The sequence below is a fragment of the Marinactinospora rubrisoli genome (genome assembly GCF_042664915.1).
GTDB lineage: Bacteria > Actinomycetota > Actinomycetes > Streptosporangiales > Streptosporangiaceae > Marinitenerispora > Marinitenerispora rubrisoli.
In genome coordinates this window covers 181,411-202,635 of sequence record NZ_JBHTBH010000005.1, presented here as the reverse complement: position 1 = coordinate 202,635, position 21,225 = coordinate 181,411, and the positions used below count along the sequence as shown (strand labels likewise).

Sequence of the window (21,225 nt, the reverse complement as noted above, 5' to 3'; positions counted from 1 at the left end):
TCACGCCTCGAAGCGGCCGTACCGGCTGCGGTGGTACAGCAGCGGCCGTGAGTCGGTCCCGGCGTCGGCCTCCGCGCCGACGACCCGCCCGACCACCAGCCAGTGGTCGCCCACGGCGAGCACGTCGTGCCGCAGGCAGCGCACGTACCCCACGGCGCCGTGCAGCAGCGGCACCGCGCCCGGCCCCCGGAACCACCGGGTGGGCGCGGCGAAGCGGTCGACCCCCTTCGCCGCGAACCTGGACGCGACGTCGCGCTGGTGCTCGTGCAGGATGTTCACCGCGAACGTCCGCGAGTCGCGCAGGCCCGGCCAGGACCCGGAGCGGGCGTCGATGTAGAACGACACCAGCGGCGGGTCGAGGCTGACGCTGCTGAAGGACGTGGCGGTCAGCCCCACCGGGCCGTCGCCCGGATCGGCGGTCACGACCACGACCCCGGCCGCGTGCGAACCGAGGACCCGGCGGAACAGGTCGGGCGGCACGTTCGATTCCGCCGGCTGCGCGCCGCCGGGCTCCGCGCCGCCGGGCCGCGCACCGTTCGCGGCCTGCTCCCGCGCCCCGGCTTCCGCCGCCTGGCCGGTTCTGGATCCCGCCATCGGCCATCCACGCACTGTGCGCCTCCGTCTCCCGCTCGCGACTGCCGTCTCCTCGGGGGTAGCCGCCCCGCCGCGCCGGGTATTCCCCGTGGCGGCGAGTGACGCACGTCCCATCGGGAACGGTTGACGGGGGCGGTGGCGGTACTCGTCAGACCGAGGCGACCGGCGGACCGCGTCGAAGTCGCGCCGAGCCGTGCCTGCTCGCGGCCCGGCTCCGCATCGCCGCGGCCATCAAAAAAACGCGGCACAGTTTGCGGCATGGAGATGAAGCCGAGCAGGACCGTGCCCGTCGACGGAGACGCCATCCGCACGGCCGAGGCCGCCCGCCACCCGGAGACACCGGAGCGCCGCGCGTTGGCGGAGCCGGTCGAGCCGCCGCCGGGAGAGCCGGGCGCGCCCCTGTCCGCCCTCGTCGCGGCCGGCCGAGCCGCCGTGGCCGACCGCCTCCTGGAGCACTCCCCCCTCACGGACCGAGTGATGCGCGACGACATCATCGCCCTTGACCGTGCCGAAGTGCCGGAGGATATGGGCTCGCTCTCCTTCACCACCATGACGATGGCGGCCACCGGCCTGCGGGCAGGCCCCGGCTCTCCGGCCCGACGTGGCTGAACCGCGCGAATGCCGGAACACCCGGTGCGGCTCACCGGTCATCCCCCTGCCGGCGGCGCCCTGCCGTCCGGCACCGGGTGGTCCGCACGTCCCATAAAGTCACGGCATGCGGAGCTGGGTGCGAGGACTGGTCGGAACCACGGCGGCGGTGGCCATCGCCGCCGCGGGCGTGTACGTGGGCGGGCCGTGGCTGCTGGAGCGGACCGGGCTGGGCGAGACCGCGCTGCCGTGGGGGCCCGAGTGCGCGGTGCGGCTGGGGTCGGAGACGGCCGGGCTGACGCTGGAGGAGGCCCGCCGCGCGACCACGGCGGTGGCGCTCGAAGCGCGCGGGGACGGCAGCGCGGTCCCGGAGGCCGACACCGCCGGAATCGATCCGGCCGTGCTCGACCGGCTGCGCGAGGGTCCCGCGGGCGACCCCGGTCCGGTGCTCACCTGCCGGGCGGCACCCGCCGACGGGCTGGCGGCCGAGGAGCTGACCGAATCCGGCCTCACCCCGCGGGCGGAACGGGTGCGCACCGCGATGGCCGAGGTGTTCGGGGAACAGAGCCTGGGCGGGTTCGAACCCGGCGGCGTCTCCGACGGGCACGGCTCCGACTCCGCGCACTACGACGGCCGCGCGATCGACGTGTTCTACCGGCCGGTCGACGAGGAGAACCGGCGGGCCGGCTGGCTGCTCGCGCACTGGCTGGTGGCCCACGCCGACGAGCTGGACCTGGCCGTGGTCATCTTCGACGACCGCATCTGGTCCGCGTCGTTCTCCCAGGTCGGCTGGCGCCCCTACGTTTCCGGCGACACCGGCAACGACATCCTGCAGCACCGCGACCACGTGCACGTCGACGTCCAGCGCGGCGAAGACGGCGCGGCCTGACCGCCACGGCGGCCTGGGTGAACGGCCGCGCCGCCCGGTCTCCCCCGATCAGGGGGGCACTGGCCACCACCGCCGGGAACGGCTACGTTGCCAGTCGTGCCTGACATCGATCACGACTTCCTCGCCCTGCCCCTGCGCCCCCTCGCCGACGCGGCGCTGCAGCGCGCCCGCGACCTCGGCGCCGACCACGCCGACTTCCGGCTCGAACGCGTCCGCGGCCAGCGGCTGCGGCTGGCCGACGGCACGGTCGAGACGGCGGCGGACACCGAGACCCTGGGGTTCGCCGTACGGGTGGTCCACAACGGCACCTGGGGGTTCGCCGCGGACACCGTGCTGACGCCGGAGGCCGCCGCTGCGGTCGCGGAACGCGCCGTGCAGGTGGCCAGGGTCGCCGCCGAGCTGAGCACGGATCGCATCGAACTCGCGCCGGAGCCGCCGCACGCCGACGCCACCTGGGTCTCCGCCTACGAGATCGACCCGTTCACCGTCCCGGTGCACGAGAAGGCCGCCCTGCTGGCCGACTGGAGCCGCCGGCTGCTGGCCGATCCGCGGGTCGACCACGTGGACGCCGACCTGCTGCAGGCCAAGGAGCAGAAGTTCTACGCCGACACCGCGGGCACCGTCACCACCCAGCAGCGGGTCCGGCTCGCGCCCGAGGTCGAGGTGGTGGCCGCTCGCGACGGGCGGCTGGAGAGCATGCGCACACTCGCGGCTCCGGCCGGCCGGGGGTACGAGTACCTGCCGACCGTGGCGGCGGAGCTGGCCGAGTTGCCCGAGCTGCTGGCCGAGAAGCTGGCCGCGCCCAGTGTCGAGCCCGGGAACTACGACCTCGTCATCGACCCGTCCAACCTGTGGCTGACGATCCACGAGTCCATCGGCCACGCGACCGAACTCGACCGCGCGCTCGGCTACGAGGCGGCGTTCGCGGGCACCACCTTCGCGACCGTCGACCAGCTCGGCACGCTGCGCTACGGATCGCCGATCATGAACGTCACCGGTGACCGCACCGTGGAGCACGGGCTGGCCACGATCGGCTTCGACGACGAGGGCGTGGCGACCTCCGCGTTCGACCTCGTCCGCGACGGCGTCCTGGTCGGCTACCAGCGCGACCGGCGGATCTCGGCCGCGCGCGGCTACCAGGAGTCCAACGGCTGCGCGTTCGCCGACTCCCCGCACACGATGCCGATCCAGCGCATGGCGAACGTGTCGCTGGCCGCGGACCCGGCCGGCCCCTCCACCGAGGGCCTGATCAGCGGGGTCGAGCGCGGCATCTACATCGTCGGCGACCGGAGCTGGTCGATCGACATGCAGCGCTACAACTTCCAGTTCACCGGGCAGCGCTTCTACCGGATCGAGAACGGCCGGCTGGCCGGCCAGGTGCGCGACGTCGCCTACCAGGCCACCACCACCGAGTTCTGGAACTCCATGGCCGCCCTCGGCGGCCCGCAGACCTACGTGCTCGGCGGGTCCTTCATGTGCGGCAAGGGCCAGCCCTCGCAGACCGCCGCGGTGAGCCACGGCTGCCCGAGCGCCCTGTTCGAGAACGTGCGGGTCCTCAACACCGTCCAGGAGGCCGGACGGTGACCGGTCTCCGCACGGCGGGCGCCGGGCGGCGGCCGGCACCGTCCCCGCGCCCTGGCGCCCCGGCCATGCAGGCTCCCCATCCCACCACCGCCGCCGCCGCGGCGGGCGCGATCGAGAGGTACACCCCGTGAGCCAGTCCCTGTCCGCCCAGGCCACCGTCGAGCGCGTGCTCGGCCTGTCCCGTGCCGACGCCACCATGGTGCTGGTGAGCGAGACCGGCACGGCGAACCTGCGCTGGGCCGGCAACTCGCTGACCACCAACGGCGTCACCCGTGGCCGTGAGGTCACGGTGATCGCACTGCACGAGACCGATGGCGGCACCGCGGCCGGGGTGGTGCGGCGCAGCGGGCTGCGGGACGACGAACTGGCCGACCTGGTGCGCGCCGCCGAGACCGCGAGCCGGGAGGCGGCGCCGTCGGCCGAGGGCCGGCCGCTCGTCACGCCGGAGGAGGCCGCCCCGGGCGGCGACTGGGACGCCCCCGTGCCCACCACCGGCATCGAGGTGTTCACCGACGTCGCTCGCGACCTGGGACGCGCGTTCCGGAGCGGCACCGCGAACGGCACCCGGCTGTACGGGTACGCCGAGCACGAGGTCACCTCGACCTTCCTCGGCAGCTCCACCGGGCTGCGGCTGCGCCACGACCAGCCCACCGGGACCCTTGAGCTGAACGCCAAGTCGGGGGCCGAGGGGGCGGCCGGCGGCCACTCCACCTGGGCGGGGCGGGCCACGCGGGACTTCACCGACGTGGACGTCGACGCGCTGGCGGCCGAACTGGACCGGCGGATCGGGTGGGCGCGACGCCGGGTGGAGCTGCCGGCGGGCCGGTATGAGACGCTGCTGCCGCCCGAGGCGGTCGCCGACATGATGATCAATCTGTACTGGTCGGCGGGGGCGCGCGACGCGCAGGAGGGCCGGACGGCCTTCTCCGGGCCGCGCGGTGGCACCCGTATCGGCGAGCGCATCGCACCGCTGCCGCTGACGCTGCGCAGCGATCCGGCCGAGCCGGGGCTGGAGTGCGCGCCGTTCGTGCTGGCAGGAGCGCCCGGCCGGCGCAGCACCGCCTTCGACAACGGGCTTCCGCTGGGCCGCACGGACTGGATCTCGGACGGCCGCCTGAGCGCGCTGTGCCAGACCCGGCACTCCGCCGACCGCACCGGGCAGCCGGTCACCGCGCACACCGACAATCTGGTGCTGGAACAGCCGGGTAGCACCGCGACGCTGCCGGAGATGGTGGCGGCCACCGAGCGCGGGCTGCTGGTGACCTGCCTGTGGTACATCCGCACGGTGGACCCGCAGACGATGCTGCTGACCGGGCTGACCCGGGACGGCGTCTACCTGGTGGAGGACGGCGAGGTCACGGCCGCGGTGAACAACTTCCGGTTCAACGAGTCCCCGGTGGGGCTGCTCGCCCGGGCGAGTGAGGTCGGCGCGACCGTTCCCGCGCTCTCGCGCGAGGACGGCTCGTACTTCTCGCGCACCGCCATGCCTCCGGTGCGCGTTCCGGACTTCAACATGTCCACGGTGAGCCGGGCGTCCTGAGCCGCCTTCAGGCCGCGGCGTCCCGGCCGCCGCGGCCTGGAGGCGCCGGGCGGCCGGGCATCGCGGCGCGGACGTGACTCAAATACAGGCTTTTCCGACTCTCTTAGTAGGTTATACTGGCCGCACGTTCCCCTAACTGGCCTCCGGTGGGAGCGTCCCGGCGCCGTCTGTGCGGGTACGGCGCCGGTGGTGGCCGCGTCGCGCGACACAGCGCGGGCGCGCGGCGCGGCCCTCCCCTTCCCGCAGCGGGCCACCGCCGAACGGCCACGCCCGGTCAGTTCTCCAGCCGGAACCCCACCTTGAGCCCGACCTGGAAGTGCGCGATCTCGCCGCCTTCGATGCTGCCGCGGACCTCGGTCACCTCGAACCAGTCCAGTTCCCGTAGGGTGGCCGCGGCGCGCGCGATCCCGTTGCGGATGGCCGGCTCCACCCCCTCGGGCGAACTGCCGACGATCTCGGTCACCCGGTAGACGTGGTTCACCATGGCGTTCCTCCTGTTCGCGAGCCGGAGTCGCACCCCGGATGTGCGCGCTTGCGGACTTCCGGCGCCGTGTTCTCGCCGTTCCCGCTCCGGCGCGGGATGAACTCCGCGTCCCCGACAGAGGCAAACCGGTTTTGACCCCCGATTGATCAGAGCGCGGCCCGGTCTTGGCATGGCATTTTCCCGGAAACCACGGTGATAGCTCCGGATTGATGGCGGTTCAGGACCAATGGCCGCCAAAGCGTGGGACTCTCCCGAGATCACGTCGTAACAGACTCTTGACGTATACGGGGGATCGGCAGTGTACATTGGGAATCAGCGCTTCGGTCCCCCGTCGAAGCGCGGAGCCGGTGTTTCGAGCCCCCGTCGGAACACCGTGCGCGACGTCGGGTGGTTTGCCCCCGTAGCCACCCGGCGTCGCTTTTTTGTGGGCGGAATCCTTCTTGACCATTCCTTGCCGTGCAGCGGATCCGGCCGGACAGCAGGTGAACAATGCACAACGATCACGAGGGCGGTATCACGGCTGCCGGGGGCGAAACCGAACCTCCCCGGTGTTCCCGGAAAGGCTGTCACCGGTCCGCGAGCTGGGCGCTCGTCTGGAACAACCCGAAAGTGCACACCCCGGACCGCCGGAAGACCTGGCTGGCCTGCGACGAGCACCGGGCCTACCTCTCGGAGTTCCTGGAGATCCGCGGCTTTCTCCGGGAGACGGTGCCGTTCGAGGACTTCACCGGATGAACCGGCGCACGCCGCCGCGCGGGCGGGTGCCCGATTCCGCCGGTATCGACGGTCCCGGCCGGCACGGAGCCGGAATGCGCGCCTGAGTGCGGACACCGGGTGCGCCCCGGTGCCCGCCCGGCGCTCGTCGTGGAACGGGCGCTCCATCGCCTAGGCTGCCCCGCGTGACCTCCACCGCACTGCGTCGCGCCCTCACCGAACCGGGCCCACCACCGCTGCCGGAGCGTGCGGCCGCCCTTCTGGAGGAGCTGTCCGCCCCGCCGCGGCTCGCGGCGCACCTGCGCGCCGTGCACGCCGCGGCGTGCCTCCTCACCGACGCCGTGGCCCTCGGATACCCGGAACCGGCCGTCGACCGCGAAGCCGTGCTGTTCGGGGCGGCCGTCCACGACATCGGCAAGACCGTGCACGTCGGCGAGTTGTCCGCACCCGGCTCGGCGCACGAGCAGGCGGGGTACGAGTTGCTGCTCGCCCACGGCATCGAGGAACGGCTGGCGCGGTTCGCCCGGACCCACGCCGACTGGCGGCGGCCGGGAATCGGCATCGAGGACCTGCTGGTCAGCGTGGCCGACAAGGTGTGGCGCGGAAAGCGGGTCGACGACCTGGAGCGGTTGCTGGTCGACCGCCTCACCGGGCCGGGGCGCGAGCCATGGCGGGTGTTCGTGCACCTGGACGACGTTCTGCAGGCGATCGCCGCCGGGGCCGACGAGCGGCTGGCGTTCCAGAACCGGCACCCCGTGGCGGGGTGAGCGGCGTTACGGCCGGCGGCCGGCGGCTAGCGCGGAGTCCCCCGGCCGCGACGGTGGTCGGCGGCGCGGAATGCGGCGCGGGCCCGGGCGAGGGCCTCGGGGGTGTCGCAGTCGAAGGCGGAGCGGTCGTCGGGGTCGCGGGCGGCAAGCAGGGCGGGACGCAGCGGGCTGAGCAGGCCTCGCAGCGACGCGCCCGTGTAGCCGACCAGCGCGGCGCGGAGCGTGGCGGTGTGCCACACGCCCAGCAGCCACTGGGGGCGCCCAGCGGGGTCGAGCAAGGCCGCCCCGGCGTAGCCGCGTGCGGCCAGCCGCAGCCGGGTGACGTCGGCGCCGGTGACGAACGGCAGGTCACCGGCGAGGAGGGCGAACCACGGAGACTCCACCTCGGCCATTCCGGCACGCAGGGCGGGGATGGGCCCGGCGCCTGGTGGGTCCTCCCGGACGTAGCGGGCGGGTGGCCGCTCGCGGGCCGGGCCGACCACGACGAGCAGCCGGGCGTCCCGGACGGCCGCGGCGACGCGTTCCAGGAGCGAACTTCCGCCGACGTGCAGTGCGGGCTTGTCCACCCCGCCCATGCGCCGGCCCGCGCCTCCCGCGAGGACGACGGCGTCGAAGGGTTCGGGCTGGGTCATACGGACACCTCCGGTCAGGCGCTCCCTCAAGCATGGCACCGCCCCTGCCGCGTCGGGAGCGCAGGGGCGGTGCGGCGGGCGGGGCGCGACGATGACGGTCGCGGCGTCTTGGCGGGCGCCGCCCGGCTGCGGGCGGGGCCCGAAACGGTCCGGCTCCCCGCGGCCATGGGGTGGCGCGGCGGGATCGTGGGCACGGAGTCCGGAACATGGGGCGGGGCGGCCGTTCCCGCGGCGGGCGGAACGGCGGCCACCGGCGGTGACGGGGTTCGGCGCGGCGGTACGCCGCTAGCCCCCGGCGCGCAGCAGCCGTTCCAGGAAGGACCGGTAGGCGCGCAGGGTCAGGCGCAGTTCTTCGGTGTCGCGCCCGGCGTCATCGCCACGCTCGGCAAGAGCGCGGCGCTGGTCGGCGAGCGCTGCGGTGAGAATGTTGAGGACGTCGCCGACGAGGCGGTCGGCGTCCTGGACCGAAGCGGGCGGATCGTCCACGAAGTCGCTCTGCAACTCGCGCCACCGCTGCCGCAGCCGGTCCACCTCCGCGGCGGGAAACGGCGCCTCCTGCTCCTCGGCTTGCTCCGCGGCGGACGCGCCGGCCGCATCGCGCTCGGGTGCGGCCCGGTGCGGCTCCCAGTCCCCGGCCGTGCGGATCTCGTCGCGCTCCGCAGCCGCTCGGGCTGATCCCCGCTCCGCAGCCGTTCCTGGCGGCCGGGCGGGCTCACGGGGTTCCGGGTGCCCGAAGCCGGGCGCGCCGTCGTCGCGGTCGTGCGGCGGCGAAGTCGCCCGGAGCGGCTCCGGGGCGTCCTCGTCCGCGGCCAGGGCGTCACCCTCCAGGGGCCGGCGGGTGCGGGCGGCCTGGCTGCGCAGCTTCTCGGAGTGCCGGAAGTTCCAGCGCGCCTCGCGCCGGCTCGCCAGCAGGTCGTCCGGGGGCCGGGCCGCACGGGCGGGTGGGGTCGTCCGCTCGCGGGTCTCGCGGGGAGCGCCGTCCCCGGAGTCGCGGCCGGAGCCGGTGTCTCTCGCCTCGGCGGGCCGGGAGTCGGTGGGTCGGGGATCGTGGGACGCACGGGGGGCGTCGGCGGGCAGGTTCACTGGTGCCTCCTGGGCGGGGACGGGGCGGCGCGACCGCGCACCGGCGCGCTCAGCGCGCCGACGGCGGATCCGGCCGCGCCGGGGATCCTCGGGAGCCCACCGCCTGCGGAACGGCCGCCCGGTCCCCCGGCGAGGCCGGAGCGGGTCTCTCCAGGAGCCGGATGAGGAGCGTCCGGTAGCGCACCAGCGCGACCCGGAGCTCCTCCGTGCGCGGCGGGTCCGCGCCAGGCGCCAGGACGGCGCGCGCGGCCCGGTAACCGGCGACGACCTCCGGACGTTCCACGGAGAGCGCCGCGACGGCCTGCTCGGGGCTGCGCACGGGGTACCCGCGGTCGCTCATCAGCCCGGCCAGCAACCGGTCCGCCGCACGCACCGCCTCGGCGGGGGAATCGACGAACCGTTCCTGAATTGCGGCCCAGTTCCGCATGTATTCCTGCCGAACCGCCTCGGAAAGCGGCCGGGGGCGAAGTTTCGCGTACCGTTTCTCCCGCTGGACGAGTTCCCGCTCGGCGGCACGCCGATCCTGCGCGTGCTCGACCTCCCAGTCGTATTCCGCGCCGAATTTTCGCCGCAGGTGCCGGCTGCGCTGGATGGGCGCGAGGACGAGCACGATGGCGCCGGCGATGAGAAGCAGAGCGAGGGCGCCGAGAACGCCGATCGTCAGGGCCGGGTTCATGGAGTCTCCTGAAGGGCTGTGGAGCCGGACGGACGCACGCCTCACGGCGTTCGGGGCTCCGGAATCAGGGGTGCCCCGCCGAATAGCCGTGAAACCCATGAATCTCAGCTTTCGCAGCGCGTTTACATAATTGCTGTTCAGGAGCCGGGGATTTATTGTGGAGACCTCGATTAATACGGATTCACCGGCGAACTCAGCGCGGCATAATGCGCTCGGCGGGATATCCGAAAACCGGTTGCGGGGCCGTGGACACGCCCGGTCCGGGCTCAGTTCGGGCCGCCGGGCGGCGCGATGGCCGATGTGGGGGTGGGTGTCGCCGAAGTGGGACTGGACGAGCATCGCCGCCTCCGATTCCTGGGCCGGTACACTCCCAGTCTTCGTGCGGTCCGGGCGCGGTCGCCAACCGGATCCGGGGCTTGTGGAAAACCCCGCCGTGGTCCGCCCTCTCGGTGCTCACGCGTCCGGGCGCTCCGGCAGCAGGCACAGGGCGTGCATGCGTGCCCGGTCCACGTGGGCGGCGCAGTGCGGACAGTTCGCCGCCCAGCGGTGCGGCTTGAGGTTCCCGCCGAAGAACGGCAGTGCGCCCTCGGGGACGACCGCGGTGACGCGGCGGCCACAGACGCGGCACCGCCAGCCGCGCACCACCTGGGCCAGCACGACGCCGGCCAGGTCCGGCGGCGGGTCCGCCGGACCGAGCACCGCCCGCTCCGGCCACACGGCGACGTAGCGCAGCGACCGGCCGCGCCAGCGCACCAGCGCCGGGCGGCAGCGTGCGCCGAACTCGGTCCCGGCCAGAACGGCGGCCGGGTCTTCACCGGACACCGCGGCGTCCGGCACGGTCGAGACCGCCTCGATCACGACCTCGACCTCACCGAGGACGACCTTCAGCACGCCCGCGCACCTCCCCGGCGTCTCCGGCGTTTAGCCCGGACACGGCGCCACCGGCGGACCCCTCCCCCAGGGATCCGCCGGCGGCCGTCCTCATGCGCCGTACTCATTCAGCCCTTGACGCACACCACCTGCCGGAGGTGCGCGACCACTTCCACGAGGTCGGACTGTGCCGCGATCACCTGCGACAGGTCCTTGTAGGCGGCCGGGATCTCGTCGATGACGCCGGGGTCCTTACGGCACTCCACGCCCTTGGTCTGCTCCACCAGATCGGCCTGGGTGAAGGTCTTGCGGGCCTTGTTGCGGCTCATCCGGCGGCCCGCGCCGTGCGAGGCGGAGTTGAAGGAGTCGGGGTTGCCCAGCCCGCGGACGATGTAGGTGCCGGTGGCCATGGAGCCCGGGATGATGCCCAGGTCGCCCTTGCCGGCCCGGATGGCGCCCTTGCGGGTGACCAGGACGTCCACGTCGTCGTAGCGCTCCTCCGCCACGTAGTTGTGGTGGCAGGAGATCCACTCGTCGAAGAGGACCCGTGGGAACTCCCGGCGCACGACGTCGCACGCCAGGCCCATCATGATGTCGCGGTTACGGCGCGCGTAGTCCTGCGCCCAGAACAGGTCCCGGCGGTACTCCGCCATCTCGGGGGTCCCGGCGATGAACACCGCGAGGTCGCGGTCCGGCAGGTCCTGGTTGTGCGGCAGCTTGCGGGCGCGCTCGATGTGGTACTCGGCGAGCTCCTTGCCGATGTTGCGCGATCCCGAGTGCAGCACCAGCCAGACGGCGCCCTCATCGTCGAGGCACACCTCCAGGAAGTGGTTGCCGCCGCCCAGGGTGCCCATCTGGCGCCCGGCGCGCTCGCGGAGCTGGCGCACCTTGGGGGCCAGGTCCGCGAAACGGTCCCAGAACTCGCTCCAGCCCGCCGTCTTCAGGCCGTGCACCCGGCGCGGGTCCACCGGCGTGTCGTGGGCGTTGAAGCCGACCGGGATCGCCGCCTCCAGCCGCGAGCGCAGCCGCCCGAGGTCGTCCGGCAGGTCCTCGGCGGTCAGGGTGCTGCGCACCGCCGTCATGCCGCACCCGATGTCGACGCCGACCGCCGCAGGCGACACGGCGTCGCGCATGGCGATGACCGAGCCGACGGTGGCGCCCTTGCCGTAGTGCACGTCCGGCATCACGGCGAGGCCGTGGACCCAGGGCAGCGTGGTGACGTTGCGGAGCTGGTCCATGGCCGCCTTCTCGACGGTCCGTGGGTCGGCCCACATCCGGATCGGAACGCGGACACCGGGGGTCTCGGTGTACGGCATGAGCCACCTCCCTGTTCACAGCCACTGCCCGGGCCGAACGCCTTGGAACGTGCCGCCGGGAGCCACGCGCTCGCGCGCCGCATGGCGGCCCCCGGGCACAGGGGGGACGCACCGGCGCCGCGCACTCGTGCGGCGCTTCCGGATCGACACCGCGGCGGGACCGCCGCGCCCGTCTATGACGCCAGAGCGGCACGACCGGTTGCAACCGATTTACCCGGACCACCAAGGCGATCCGCGCCCCGCGGGCCGCGCTCCGGCGGCGGGCGGCTCAGCCGCCGATCGCCGACATCGGGCGGGCCGGCTGGAGGAAGCTGGGGTCGTCGATGCCGTGACCGGGCAGTTTGCTCGCGACGGCGGCCCGCCACCGCTCCGCTATCCGCTCGTCGGAGGCGCCATCGCGCAGCAGCGACCGCAGGTCGGACTCCTCGCGGGCGAACAGACAGTTGCGGATCTGGCCGTCGGCGGTGAGACGGACCCGGTCGCAGGCCCCGCAGAACGGCCGGGTGACCGATCCGATGACACCGACCCGCGCCGGGCCCCCGTCGACGAGGAACAGTTCGGCCGGTGCGCTGCCCCGCTCGGCGGAGTCGGCCGGGGTGAGGTCGAACTCGGCGCTCAGGCGGTCCAGGATCTCATCGGCGGTGACCATGTTCTCGCGGCGCCAGCCATGCTGGGCGTCCAGCGGCATCTGCTCGATGAACCGCAGCTCGTAGCCGTTCTCCAGGCAGTACCGCAGCAGGGCGGGCGCCTCGGCGTCGTTGACACCCCGCATGAGCACCGCGTTCACCTTGACGGGGGTGAGCCCGGCCGCGGCGGCGCCGGCCAGCCCCTCCAGCACGTCGGGAAGCCGGCGCCGGCGGGCCAGCCGCTCGAAGACGTCGGGCCGCAGCGTGTCGAGCGAGACGTTGACCCGGTCCAGCCCGGCCTCCGCCAGCGCCGGCGCCACCCGCGCCAGGCCGATCCCGTTGGTGGTCAGGGCGGTGTGCGGACGGGGGGCCAGGGCGGTCGCCGCCGCGACGATCCCGGCGAGCCCGCGCCGCAGCAGGGGCTCCCCTCCGGTGAAACGCACCTCGCGGATCCCGAGCATCTCGACGCCGATCCGGACCACCCGGTCGACCTCGTCGTCGGTGAGCAGCTCGGGCTTGGGCAGCCAGTCCAGCCCCTCCGGCGGCATGCAGTACGAGCAGCGCAGATTGCAGCGGTCCGTGAGCGAGACCCTCAGGTCCGTGGCCACTCTGCCGTGCGAGTCGGCGAGCATGGGCGTCACCTCCATGGTCGCGGCGGGCAACCGCGGTCGTGGCGCCGGAAGCGTCCGGGCCATCACTCCAGCCTAGAAGACGGTGCCGAGCGGCCCCGGAACGAGGGGCCTCCGCTCCGTACACCGGCCGCCCACGGCGGGCGGCGGGCGGCCGGTGTACGCTGCGGTCGGTGACGAGGAGGTGGCGCATGGTGCGGATGCGGGAGTGGAGTCTGCCCGGCGGGCCGAACGGCTCGCGGCGCCTGGCGGCGCGCGCGTGGGCGGCCGAGTCCGGCGAACCGCGCTGGCTCGCCGTGCTGGTGCACGGCTACGGCGAGCACATCGGGCGCTACCGGCACGTGGCGGAGTACCTGTGCGCGCACGGCGCGGTGGTCTACGGCCTGGACCATCAGGGCCACGGCCGCTCGGAGGGCGAGCGAGTGCTCATCGAGGACTTCACCGACGTGGTGACCGACGTCCACCGGGTGGTCGCCCAGGCGCGTACCGCCTACCGCACGATCCCGCTGGTGCTCGTGGGTCACTCGATGGGCGGCCTCATCGCCGCCCGGTACGCCCAGCTGTATCCCGCCGATCTCGCGGGGCTGGTGCTGTCCGGCCCGGTGCTGGGCCGCTGGCGGTCCGCCGAGGATCTGCTGACGTACCAGGAGATCCCCGACACCCCGATCGACCCGGGCACCCTGTCGCGCGACCCGTCGGTGGGCGAGGCGTACGCCGCCGACGATCTCGTCTGGCACGGCCCGTTCCGGCGGCCCACGCTGCAGGCCATCGTCACCGAGCTGGCCCGGATCAACGACGCCGGTACAGTGGGGCCGCTCCCGCTGCTGTGGCTGCACGGCTCCGACGACCGGCTGGTGCCGCTCGCCGACTCCGCCACCGGCATCGCCCGCCTGGCCGGCTCCGACGTGACGGCCCGGATCTTCCCGGGCGCCCGCCACGAGGTGTTCAACGAGACCGACCGCGACGAGGTGCTGTCCGAGGTCGTCCGGTTCGCCGAGCGGGTGACGGCCGCCTCCGGACCCCGGCCGCACTGACCCGTCACCGGTGCCGCCGGACGGCGGCCCCTACATCGGCGGTGTCCATAGTCCATCGATGGGACGCCGCGAGGATCCCGCTCGTGTGGGAACACCGGGACGCCCACCTCGATTGATCCGCCGCGCCACCGGACGAACGGGCCGTCGCGGCCGGGGGGCCGCCCGCTCGGAACCGCCGCCACGCATCCCCGTTGGCCGTTGACCCGCCGGTGCGAACGCCTCGCGCGCCCGGCCGCACTTGGCGGCACGGACGCGCGAGGGGGTCGCGCGTGGGCCGGTCAGCCGCGTCGCCCAGCGGCCTCCTCTCCGGCCTCCTCGCCCGCGGCGACGGGAGCGGCGGGACGGCGCCGCCCCCGCAGGAAGCGGACCACCGGCCACAGCACCAGCACCGCGACGATCACGTACACGCCGACGGTCAGCGGCGAGCCGATCAGCCCGGTGAGGTCACCGTCGCTGATCTGCAGCGCGCGGCGCAGCTGGAGCTCCGCCATGGGACCGAGGATGGTGCCGATGATGACCGGGATCACCGGCAGTCCGAACCTGCGCATCATGAACCCGAGCCCGCCGAGGAGCAGCAGCAGGACGAGATCCAGGGCCGAGGCGTTCACCGCGTACATGCCGAGGCTGGCGAAGAACAGGATGCCCGCGTACAGGTACGGCCGCGGGATGTGCAGCAGCCGCGCCCACATCGGCGCCAGCGGCAGGTTGAGGACCAGCAGCATGGCGTTGCCGATGAACAGGCTCGCGATCAGCCCCCACACCAGCTCGGGCTCGCGTTCGAAGAGCAGCGGCCCGGGCTGCAGGCCGTACTGCTGGAAGGCCGTGAGCATGACCGCCGAGACCGCCGTGGTGGGCAGCCCGAGGGTGAGCATCGGGACCAGCACGCCGGCGGCCGAGGCGTTGTTGGTGGCCTCCGGCCCGGCGACGCCCTCGATGGCGCCCGACCCGAACTCGTCGCGGTGCTTGGAGAGCCGCCGTTCCAGCATGTACGACAGAAAGGTGGGCAGTTCCGAGCCGCCGGCCGGCAGCGCCCCGAACGGGAAGCCGATGACGCTGCCGCGCAGCCACGGCTTCCAGGACCGCTTCCAGTCATCGCGCCCCATCCACACCCGGCCGACCGGGATGACCTCGGCCGGGGTACGGCGCAGCCGGGACGCCACCCACAGCGCCTCGCCGACCGCGAAGATGCCGACCGCCACGATCACCACGTCGATGCCGTCGGCGAGCTGCGGGATGCCGTAGCTGAGCCGGGACTGGCCGGTGGTCGGGTCGAGGCCGATGAGCCCGATGGCCAGGCCGATCCCGAGGGAGGCGAAGCCCCGGACCCGGGAGGAGCCGAGCACCGAACAGGCCGCCACGAAGGCCAGCAGCATCACCGCGAAGTACTCGGGCGCGCCGAAGGTCAGTGCGAGGCCGACCATGACGGGTGCGAGGAACACGACTCCGACCGTGCCGATGGTCCCGGCCACGAAGGAGCCGATGGCGGCGGTGGCCAGCGCCTGGGCGGCCCGCCCGCGCTTGGCCATCCTGTTGCCCTCGACCGCCGTGATGACGGACGCCGCCTCGCCGGGGGTGTTGAGCAGGATCGCCGTGGTGGACCCGCCGTACATGCCGCCGTAGTAGATGCCGGCGAACATGATGAACGCCCCGACGGGGTCCAGTCCGTAGGTGAGCGGCAGCAGCAGGGCGACGGCCATGGCCGGCCCGATCCCGGGCAGCACACCGATCGCGGTGCCCACCGCCACGCCGAGCAGGGCGTACAGCAGGTTCACGGGGCTGAGCGCGGTGCCGAAGCCCTGGAGCAGATTGTCGATGGTCTCCAGCATCAGATCACTCCGGTGAACGGGCCGGCCGGCAGCCAGATGCCCATCGCGCCGAACAGCAGGTGGCTGCCGGTGGACAGCGCCACCGAGATCAGCGGGTCGCGGATCCAGTGCCGGCTGCCGAGCGCGAACGCCGAGCCCCAGAACAGCAGGGCGCCGGAGATGATCCAGCCCGCGGTGTCGATGAGCGCGGCGTTGACGAGGAACGCTCCGGCCAGCAGTGCCACGGTCCGCCAGTCGCTGCTGGCCGTGGGGTCGACGTCCTCGCCGTCCTCGGCGGCGCCGCGACCGCCGCGCAGCACGTCGATGGCGAGCACGGTGGCGACCACGATGAGCAGCACCCCGACCGCCACCGGCACGGCCGCCGGGCCGACCGGTCCGCGCTGGGCGCCGCCGGTCTCCAGCCCGGCGGCGTCGACGAGGACCAGCGCGGCCACGAGGTAGAGGAACCCGGCGACACCGAGTTCGGCGCGCCCCCGCCACCACGGGGCGTGCTCCTCGCGCGGTGGAGCCGAGTCCTGGGCGGTGCTCACGCCAGCCCCAGGCTGGCGAGCACGCTCTCCACCCGGTCGGTCTCCTCCTGGAGGAACGTGCCGAAGTCCTCACCGGTGAGGTAGGCGTCGGTCCAGCCGTTGGTCTCCAGGGTCTGCTGCCACTCCTCGCTCTCGTGGAGTTCGTCGACCAGGTCACGCAGCGCCTGCTCGTCCTCCTCGGAGAGACCCGGCGGCGCCACGATGCCGCGCCAGTTGGTGAAGTCGACGTCCAGCCCGTGGTCCCGGAGAGTGAGGGCGTCGAGGCCGGGGACCGGCTCGGCGCTGGTGACGGCGAGGACGCGCAGTTCGCCGGCCTCGATCTGGTCGGCGTACTCCGCCGCGCCCGAGACCCCGAACTCCACCTGGCCGCCGAGCACCGCCGCCAGCAGCTCGCCGCCGCCGTCGTAGCTGACGTAGTTCACGTCCGAGGGCTCGATCCCCGCCGCCGCCGCGGTGAGCATGGGCGCGAGGTGGTCGGGGCCGCCGGGCGAGGAGCCGCCGCCGACCGGCACCTCACCGGGGTTCTCGCGCCAGGCGTCCAGCAGTTCCTCGAAGTCCCCGTACTCGGAGTCGGCGGGTACCACGATGACGTCGGGCTCCTGGGTGAGCCGGGCGATCGGGGTGGTGTCGGCGAGCGTGGCCTCGGAGTCGTTGGTGAAGGAGGCGCCGACCACGCCCAGGCCCATGCTCATCAGCAGCGAGCCGTTGCTCTCCTCGCTGACGACGCGCGCCAGCCCGACGGTGCCGCCGGCGCCGGGGAGGTTGAACACCTCGACGTTGCGGGCGAGTCCGGCGTCCTCCATGGCCCGGGCCGCGCTGCGCGCGGTCACGTCGTACCCGCCGCCGGGCGCGTTGGGCACCATGATGCGCAGCCCGGTGACGGGGGCACCGTCGGCCTGCCCGGCCTGCGCTCCGCAGCCGGCCAGAGCCGTTCCGGCGAGCGCGGCGGTGATGACGGCGGCTGCGACGGCACGCGCTCGCCGCGGCCGGGAGGCAGGCGCTTTCGCAAACCTGAACGCGAGCACTGGTCTTCTCCTTGTGAGGGGGCCTGGCAGGCCGGACTCGGCGTGCCGCCGAGGGGGAGGGGTCGGCACGCGGCCCGTTCGGTCGGATCCGGGGACGCGTCGTCACCGAGCGGCCCCGGACTGGGGAGGAGTCGGACGGGCGGTCCGGCCCACCAGGCGGATCGGATGCTGCCGATCCTGACCCGAGGGTGTGGCTCAGGTCACCTTTACGAAGGCAAAGTTGGTTGTGTTCTTTGTGGTCATATCGGCGGCGAACCTCGCCACCGCGGCGGCCCTGCGCGTACCCGGTGTTCGTCGCGGCCGGCGGACGGGCGCGTTGGCCGGGTTGGCCGCGTTCGACGGCCACCGACTCGCGCACCATCGGCGCGGGGCGACCGGGTGGCACCACCAGGAAGTGAGCAGACCGCCGCGCCCCCGTCGGCTGACGGGGGCGCGGCGGGCCGGCGCGCCGGACCTCGTCCGGATGGCGGTGGCGTTCTAGGACCAGCAGGACGCGCCCGTGGACCGGACATGCGACGCGGTCACCCAGTAGGAGAGCCCGTCCTGATACGTGGCCGTGGTGCGCAGTCTGCCGTTGCGGAGAGAGCCCTGGTAGATGTTGACCCTGGCCCCCGACGACCAGCTGCCAACGGCGGTGCTGTCCTCGTGCATCGTGTAGCGCGGGGTGGATCTGGTGGTCTCGTAAGGGCAGATCGTCGCGGCGGCGCTCGGCGCGCCGCCGATCCCGGCGGTGGTGGCCGCGCCTGCGCTGGGGGCGGAGATGCCAACGGCGGCGAAGGCCAGGGTCGCGGCAGCGGCCACAGCGGTAACGCGGGAGGTCATCGACACGTCAGGGCTCCTCCGTACTCGGTTCGTCGGGCGCTCCATGATCATCGTTGGCTCCGCGGCGTGTCCATGATCTTGCGTCCACAGCCGCTTGACGCGGAGTCTTCGCCCACCTCACCGCAGGCCACCGCCGACGGCACCGGCGGTGCGGACGCTCGCCGTCCGGCCCGTGCGCGTCCCACGGCATGGCGTGCGGGGCCGCGTCGCCCGCACGCCGGTCCGGGCGGTCGGCCCGGTGTCCCCTCGGCGCCTCATGCGGCCCGGGCAGGGGAACCCGTGACGTGACGTCCCGCGGCGGTGACCCAGCGGCGCCATGACGTCGGTGGTTATAACGATATCGACGGCGTTTCCGCCCGATCCATGGGAAACGGTCGCGTAAACCCCGAGCCCGTGTGATCTTTGTGACGAATGCCACGCCACGCCGCTTTTTCGGGGAGGGGCACCGTGCGAGCCACCCATCGGCGCTGGTCACTGGCCCGCCAGTTCCTCGCCTTCCAGTTGGCGATCATGGTCGGGGTGCTGACCGCCGTCGCGGCCCTGTCGCTGGGCCAGTCGTTCTCCCGGTACGAGTCGCTGCAGGGCCGGCGGCTGCAGTCCACCGCCGAAAGCATGGCGGCCATGCCGGCCGTGCGCCTCGCGCTGGACCAGGAGCTGCCCTCCCCGCTGGCCAGCACGGCGGAGAACACCAGCGGCGTCACCGGCCTCACCTCGATCGTGGTGGCCGACGAGCACGGCACGATCCTCACCTCCCACGACCCCGACGACATCGGGCGGACCATCGCCCTGGGCGAGAGCACCGTGCTGTCGGGACGGTCCTGGATCGGCCCGGCCGTCCCCGACCCGTGGGAGCCGCACGAGTTCCGGCCGACCCTCGTCGCGCACGTCCCGGTCTTCAACGACCGCGGGCGGCTGACCGGCCTGGTCGCGATCGGGCAGACCTACCCCAGTTGGTGGCAGCACGCCATCGCCGCCGCGCCGTACTTGGGCATCTACCTTGGGGTGGCCGGCGGGCTCGGCGCCGCCGGGTCGCTGCTGCTGGCCGCCCGGATCAAGCGCCAGACCCTCGGCATGGAGCCCGGTGAGATCGCCGCGACGGTGGAGCAGCGCGAGGCCATGCTGCACGGCGTCAAGGAGGGCGTGCTCGGGCTGGATCTGGCCGATCGCGTCACTCTCGCCAATCAGCAGGCGGTCGACCTCCTGGGCCTGCCCGCCCGCTGCCTCGGCCGGCCGCTCGCCGACTTCGGTCTGCCGGAGCGGCTGCACGAGGTCCTGGCCGGCGGCGGCGAGGGGGTCGAGCAGGTCGTGCTCCTGGAGGACCGGGTCATCACGCTGAACCGGATGCCCATCACCTCACGCGGCGTGCGCATCGGCTCGGTCACCACGCTGCGGGACCGCACCGAACTCGTGGAGCTGCGCCGGGAACTGGACGTCACCCGGCACACCACCGACGCGCTGCGCGCCCAGGCGCACGACTTCTCCAACCGGCTGCACACCATCAGCGGCCTCATCGCGCTGGAGGAGTACGACGAGGTGACCCGGTTCATCATGCGCACGGTCCACAACCGGGAGCGGCTGACCGCGGACATCACCGACCGCGTCGCCGATCCGTCGCTGGCCGCGCTGCTGATCGCCAAGGCCGCCATGGCCGCCGAGCGGGGCGTGCGGTTCGAGATCGCCGACGGCACCCGGGTGCCGTCGCTGGACCCCGAACTCTCCGCCGACCTCGTCACGGTGGCCGGCAACCTGATCGACAACGCGCTGGACGCCCTGCGCGGGCACGGCGGCGGGACGGTGCGGGTCTCGGCCACCACCGACGACGATTCGGTGCTCGTCTCCGTGCACGACACCGGGCCGGGCGTGGCCGAGGAGCTGACCGAGGAGATCTTCCGGCAGGGCTTCAGCACCAAGGAATCGGCCGGCGGAGATCCCCGCGGGCTGGGGCTGGCCATCATCCGGCTCATCTGCCGGCGCCGCGGCGGCACGGTGACGGTGCGAAACGCGGGCGGTGCCGTGTTCACCGCCCGGCTACCGCTGGTGGCGGCCGCCGGGGAGCCGCTGGCGGACTCCGGCACGGCGGGCCGAGGAGCGACGGCGAAATGACCATCCCCCGGGACACCGACACGGGCGCCCACGCCGCGCGGGAGGCGGCCGGCGTGCGGGTGCTCGTCGTCGACGACGACTTCATGGTGGCGCGGGTCAACCACGGCCTGGTGCAGCGGGTCGCCGGGTTCACGGTGGTCGGCGAGGCGCACACCGGCGCGGCGGCGCTGGCCGCGGCGGAGCGGCTGCGGCCGGACCTGGTGCTGCTGGACGTCTACCTGCCCGACATGTCGGGCCTGGAGGTACTCCGGCGGCTACGCGAATCGCCCGACGCCGGGGCCGACGTGCTGGTGGTGACCGCCGCCCGCGACGTGGCCACCATCCGGGCCGCCATGCGCGGCGGCGTGGTGCACTACCTCATCAAGCCGTTCACCCGCGAGGCGCTGTGGGAGCGGCTGGAACGCTACCGCCGCATCGACGAGCGGCTGTCCGCGGGACCGGAGGTGGGCCAGGCCGAGGTGGACCGCATGTTCGGAGGCGGGCGCGCCGACGAGCTTCCCAAGGGGCTGACCCCGCAGACCCGCGACCTGGTCGGGCGGGCGCTGCGCGGAGCCGGCGACCTGTCGGCCACCGAGTGCGGCGAACTGGCCGGCCTGTCCCGGGTCAGCGCCCGCCGCTACCTGGAACACCTCGTGGAGACCGGCGAGGCCGAGGTCCGGCTCCGCTACGGCGCGGCCGGGCGGCCGGAACGCCGCTACCACTGGATCGGCCCGGCCTGACCACCGCCGTGGTGCCCGGCGCGGCACCGGCGACGACCGAGGCGTGCGGCCGGCGTCCTCGGTCGTGCTGGCCCGGGTTCGCACCGAACCAGCGGGGCGACGGCCGGACAACGGCCTCTCGGGTGCGGCCGCGCGGGACGGCGGGGGTGGAGTCGATCGGCCGCGGGTCGTCGT

Annotated in this window: 21 protein-coding genes; 9 read left to right on the top strand and 12 right to left on the bottom strand. The window is 73.7% G+C overall.

The window, feature by feature from the left end; genetic code table 11:
* Nucleotides 1-594: a flavin reductase family protein gene (locus ACFQRF_RS12245; RefSeq protein WP_379871170.1), complete on the bottom strand. Its 594-nt coding sequence runs from the start codon at nucleotides 592-594 to the stop codon at nucleotides 1-3.
* Nucleotides 595-852: 258 nt separating this feature from the next.
* Here ACFQRF_RS12245 and ACFQRF_RS12240 point away from each other — a divergent pair, with 258 nt between their 5' ends.
* The 4 genes from ACFQRF_RS12240 (at nucleotide 853) to ACFQRF_RS12225 (ending at nucleotide 5,195) form a co-directional block, all read left to right on the top strand.
* Nucleotides 853-1,203 (top strand): hypothetical protein, encoded by a 351-nt coding sequence (locus ACFQRF_RS12240; protein ID WP_379871169.1) that lies wholly within the window; start codon nucleotides 853-855, stop codon nucleotides 1,201-1,203.
* 106 nt (nucleotides 1,204-1,309) lie between these two features.
* Entirely contained in the window at nucleotides 1,310-2,071 is a 762-nt protein-coding gene (locus ACFQRF_RS12235) for a VldE C-terminal domain-containing protein (RefSeq protein WP_379871168.1), read from the top strand.
* A 96-nt stretch (nucleotides 2,072-2,167) separates the two neighbouring features.
* Complete coding sequence (locus ACFQRF_RS12230; RefSeq protein ID WP_379871167.1) at nucleotides 2,168-3,655, top strand: TldD/PmbA family protein; 1,488 nt, start codon at nucleotides 2,168-2,170, stop codon at nucleotides 3,653-3,655.
* Between the two features lie 127 nt (nucleotides 3,656-3,782).
* Nucleotides 3,783-5,195 carry a metallopeptidase TldD-related protein gene (locus tag ACFQRF_RS12225; protein WP_379871166.1) on the top strand — a complete coding sequence of 471 codons (1,413 nt, stop codon included), beginning with the start codon at nucleotides 3,783-3,785 and terminating at the stop codon, nucleotides 5,193-5,195.
* 274 nt (nucleotides 5,196-5,469) lie between these two features.
* On the opposite strand, the gene ACFQRF_RS12220 is transcribed toward ACFQRF_RS12225, so the two are convergent.
* Nucleotides 5,470-5,679 carry a dodecin gene (locus ACFQRF_RS12220; RefSeq protein ID WP_379871165.1) on the bottom strand — a complete coding sequence of 70 codons (210 nt, stop codon included), beginning with the start codon at nucleotides 5,677-5,679 and terminating at the stop codon, nucleotides 5,470-5,472.
* 489 nt (nucleotides 5,680-6,168) lie between these two features.
* On the opposite strand from ACFQRF_RS12220, the gene ACFQRF_RS12215 reads away from it, so the two are divergent.
* Nucleotides 6,169-6,414 (top strand): hypothetical protein, encoded by a 246-nt coding sequence (locus ACFQRF_RS12215; RefSeq protein ID WP_379871164.1) that lies wholly within the window; start codon nucleotides 6,169-6,171, stop codon nucleotides 6,412-6,414.
* Between the two features lie 164 nt (nucleotides 6,415-6,578).
* The gene (locus ACFQRF_RS12210) at nucleotides 6,579-7,160 is read left to right on the top strand and encodes an HD domain-containing protein (RefSeq protein WP_379871163.1); all 582 of its coding nucleotides are present in this window, start codon (nucleotides 6,579-6,581) and stop codon (nucleotides 7,158-7,160) included.
* Between the two features lie 26 nt (nucleotides 7,161-7,186).
* Here the strand turns inward: ACFQRF_RS12210 and mobA are convergent, their stop codons facing one another.
* From mobA to moaA, 6 genes are all read right to left on the bottom strand, one after another.
* Nucleotides 7,187-7,792, bottom strand: a complete 606-nt coding sequence (gene mobA, locus ACFQRF_RS12205) for a molybdenum cofactor guanylyltransferase (RefSeq protein WP_379871162.1) — start codon at nucleotides 7,790-7,792, stop codon at nucleotides 7,187-7,189.
* Between the two features lie 285 nt (nucleotides 7,793-8,077).
* Nucleotides 8,078-8,875 carry a hypothetical protein gene (locus ACFQRF_RS12200; protein ID WP_379871161.1) on the bottom strand — a complete coding sequence of 266 codons (798 nt, stop codon included), beginning with the start codon at nucleotides 8,873-8,875 and terminating at the stop codon, nucleotides 8,078-8,080.
* A 49-nt stretch (nucleotides 8,876-8,924) separates the two neighbouring features.
* A complete protein-coding gene (locus ACFQRF_RS12195; RefSeq protein ID WP_379871160.1) occupies nucleotides 8,925-9,551 on the bottom strand; it encodes a hypothetical protein in 627 nt (208 codons plus the stop codon).
* Between the two features lie 453 nt (nucleotides 9,552-10,004).
* Nucleotides 10,005-10,442, bottom strand: coding sequence for a hypothetical protein (locus ACFQRF_RS12190; RefSeq protein WP_379871159.1), 438 nt, complete (start codon nucleotides 10,440-10,442; stop codon nucleotides 10,005-10,007).
* 107 nt (nucleotides 10,443-10,549) lie between these two features.
* The gene (locus ACFQRF_RS12185) at nucleotides 10,550-11,737 is read right to left on the bottom strand and encodes an RtcB family protein (RefSeq protein ID WP_379871158.1); all 1,188 of its coding nucleotides are present in this window, start codon (nucleotides 11,735-11,737) and stop codon (nucleotides 10,550-10,552) included.
* A gap of 268 nt (nucleotides 11,738-12,005) precedes the next feature.
* Complete coding sequence (gene moaA, locus ACFQRF_RS12180) at nucleotides 12,006-12,995, bottom strand: GTP 3',8-cyclase MoaA (RefSeq protein WP_379871391.1); 990 nt, start codon at nucleotides 12,993-12,995, stop codon at nucleotides 12,006-12,008.
* Between the two features lie 188 nt (nucleotides 12,996-13,183).
* Between moaA and ACFQRF_RS12175 the strand changes: the two genes are divergently transcribed.
* The gene (locus tag ACFQRF_RS12175) at nucleotides 13,184-14,026 is read left to right on the top strand and encodes an alpha/beta hydrolase (RefSeq protein ID WP_379871157.1); all 843 of its coding nucleotides are present in this window, start codon (nucleotides 13,184-13,186) and stop codon (nucleotides 14,024-14,026) included.
* A 278-nt stretch (nucleotides 14,027-14,304) separates the two neighbouring features.
* Here ACFQRF_RS12175 and ACFQRF_RS12170 read toward each other — a convergent pair whose 3' ends face one another.
* The 4 genes from ACFQRF_RS12170 to ACFQRF_RS12155 form a co-directional block, all read right to left on the bottom strand.
* Nucleotides 14,305-15,852: a tripartite tricarboxylate transporter permease gene (locus ACFQRF_RS12170; RefSeq protein ID WP_379871156.1), complete on the bottom strand. Its 1,548-nt coding sequence runs from the start codon at nucleotides 15,850-15,852 to the stop codon at nucleotides 14,305-14,307.
* Nucleotides 15,852-16,382 (bottom strand): tripartite tricarboxylate transporter TctB family protein, encoded by a 531-nt coding sequence (locus ACFQRF_RS12165; RefSeq protein WP_379871155.1) that lies wholly within the window; start codon nucleotides 16,380-16,382, stop codon nucleotides 15,852-15,854. Before ACFQRF_RS12165 ends, ACFQRF_RS12170 begins: the two co-directional genes overlap by 1 nt.
* On the bottom strand, nucleotides 16,379-17,407 hold the full coding sequence (locus ACFQRF_RS12160; RefSeq protein WP_379871154.1) for a Bug family tripartite tricarboxylate transporter substrate binding protein: 1,029 nt from the start codon (nucleotides 17,405-17,407) through the stop codon (nucleotides 16,379-16,381). Before ACFQRF_RS12160 ends, ACFQRF_RS12165 begins: the two co-directional genes overlap by 4 nt.
* Nucleotides 17,408-17,884: 477 nt before the next feature.
* Nucleotides 17,885-18,235 (bottom strand): hypothetical protein, encoded by a 351-nt coding sequence (locus ACFQRF_RS12155; RefSeq protein WP_379871153.1) that lies wholly within the window; start codon nucleotides 18,233-18,235, stop codon nucleotides 17,885-17,887.
* Nucleotides 18,236-18,676: 441 nt separating this feature from the next.
* Here ACFQRF_RS12155 and ACFQRF_RS12150 point away from each other — a divergent pair, with 441 nt between their 5' ends.
* Nucleotides 18,677-20,332 (top strand): sensor histidine kinase, encoded by a 1,656-nt coding sequence (locus ACFQRF_RS12150; protein ID WP_379871152.1) that lies wholly within the window; start codon nucleotides 18,677-18,679, stop codon nucleotides 20,330-20,332.
* Nucleotides 20,329-21,051, top strand: coding sequence for a response regulator (locus tag ACFQRF_RS12145; RefSeq protein ID WP_379871151.1), 723 nt, complete (start codon nucleotides 20,329-20,331; stop codon nucleotides 21,049-21,051). Before ACFQRF_RS12150 ends, ACFQRF_RS12145 begins: the two co-directional genes overlap by 4 nt.
* The last annotated feature ends 174 nt before the right edge of the window (nucleotides 21,052-21,225 follow it).

Excerpts from the sequence above, each read along its gene's own strand:
- ACFQRF_RS12245 (WP_379871170.1), bottom strand. The coding sequence starts at position 594 with ATGGCGGGATCCAGAACCGGCCAGGCGGCGGAAGCCGGGGCGCGGGAG.
- ACFQRF_RS12240 (WP_379871169.1), top strand. The coding sequence starts at position 853 with ATGGAGATGAAGCCGAGCAGGACCGTGCCCGTCGACGGAGACGCCATC.
- ACFQRF_RS12235 (WP_379871168.1), top strand. The coding sequence starts at position 1,310 with ATGCGGAGCTGGGTGCGAGGACTGGTCGGAACCACGGCGGCGGTGGCC.
- ACFQRF_RS12220 (WP_379871165.1), bottom strand. The coding sequence starts at position 5,679 with ATGGTGAACCACGTCTACCGGGTGACCGAGATCGTCGGCAGTTCGCCC.
- ACFQRF_RS12215 (WP_379871164.1), top strand. The coding sequence starts at position 6,169 with ATGCACAACGATCACGAGGGCGGTATCACGGCTGCCGGGGGCGAAACC.
- mobA (WP_379871162.1), bottom strand. The coding sequence starts at position 7,792 with ATGACCCAGCCCGAACCCTTCGACGCCGTCGTCCTCGCGGGAGGCGCG.
- ACFQRF_RS12195 (WP_379871160.1), bottom strand. The coding sequence starts at position 9,551 with ATGAACCCGGCCCTGACGATCGGCGTTCTCGGCGCCCTCGCTCTGCTT.
- ACFQRF_RS12185 (WP_379871158.1), bottom strand. The coding sequence starts at position 11,737 with ATGCCGTACACCGAGACCCCCGGTGTCCGCGTTCCGATCCGGATGTGG.
- moaA (WP_379871391.1), bottom strand. The coding sequence starts at position 12,995 with ATGCTCGCCGACTCGCACGGCAGAGTGGCCACGGACCTGAGGGTCTCG.
- ACFQRF_RS12175 (WP_379871157.1), top strand. The coding sequence starts at position 13,184 with ATGGTGCGGATGCGGGAGTGGAGTCTGCCCGGCGGGCCGAACGGCTCG.
- ACFQRF_RS12170 (WP_379871156.1), bottom strand. The coding sequence starts at position 15,852 with ATGCTGGAGACCATCGACAATCTGCTCCAGGGCTTCGGCACCGCGCTC.
- ACFQRF_RS12145 (WP_379871151.1), top strand. The coding sequence starts at position 20,329 with ATGACCATCCCCCGGGACACCGACACGGGCGCCCACGCCGCGCGGGAG.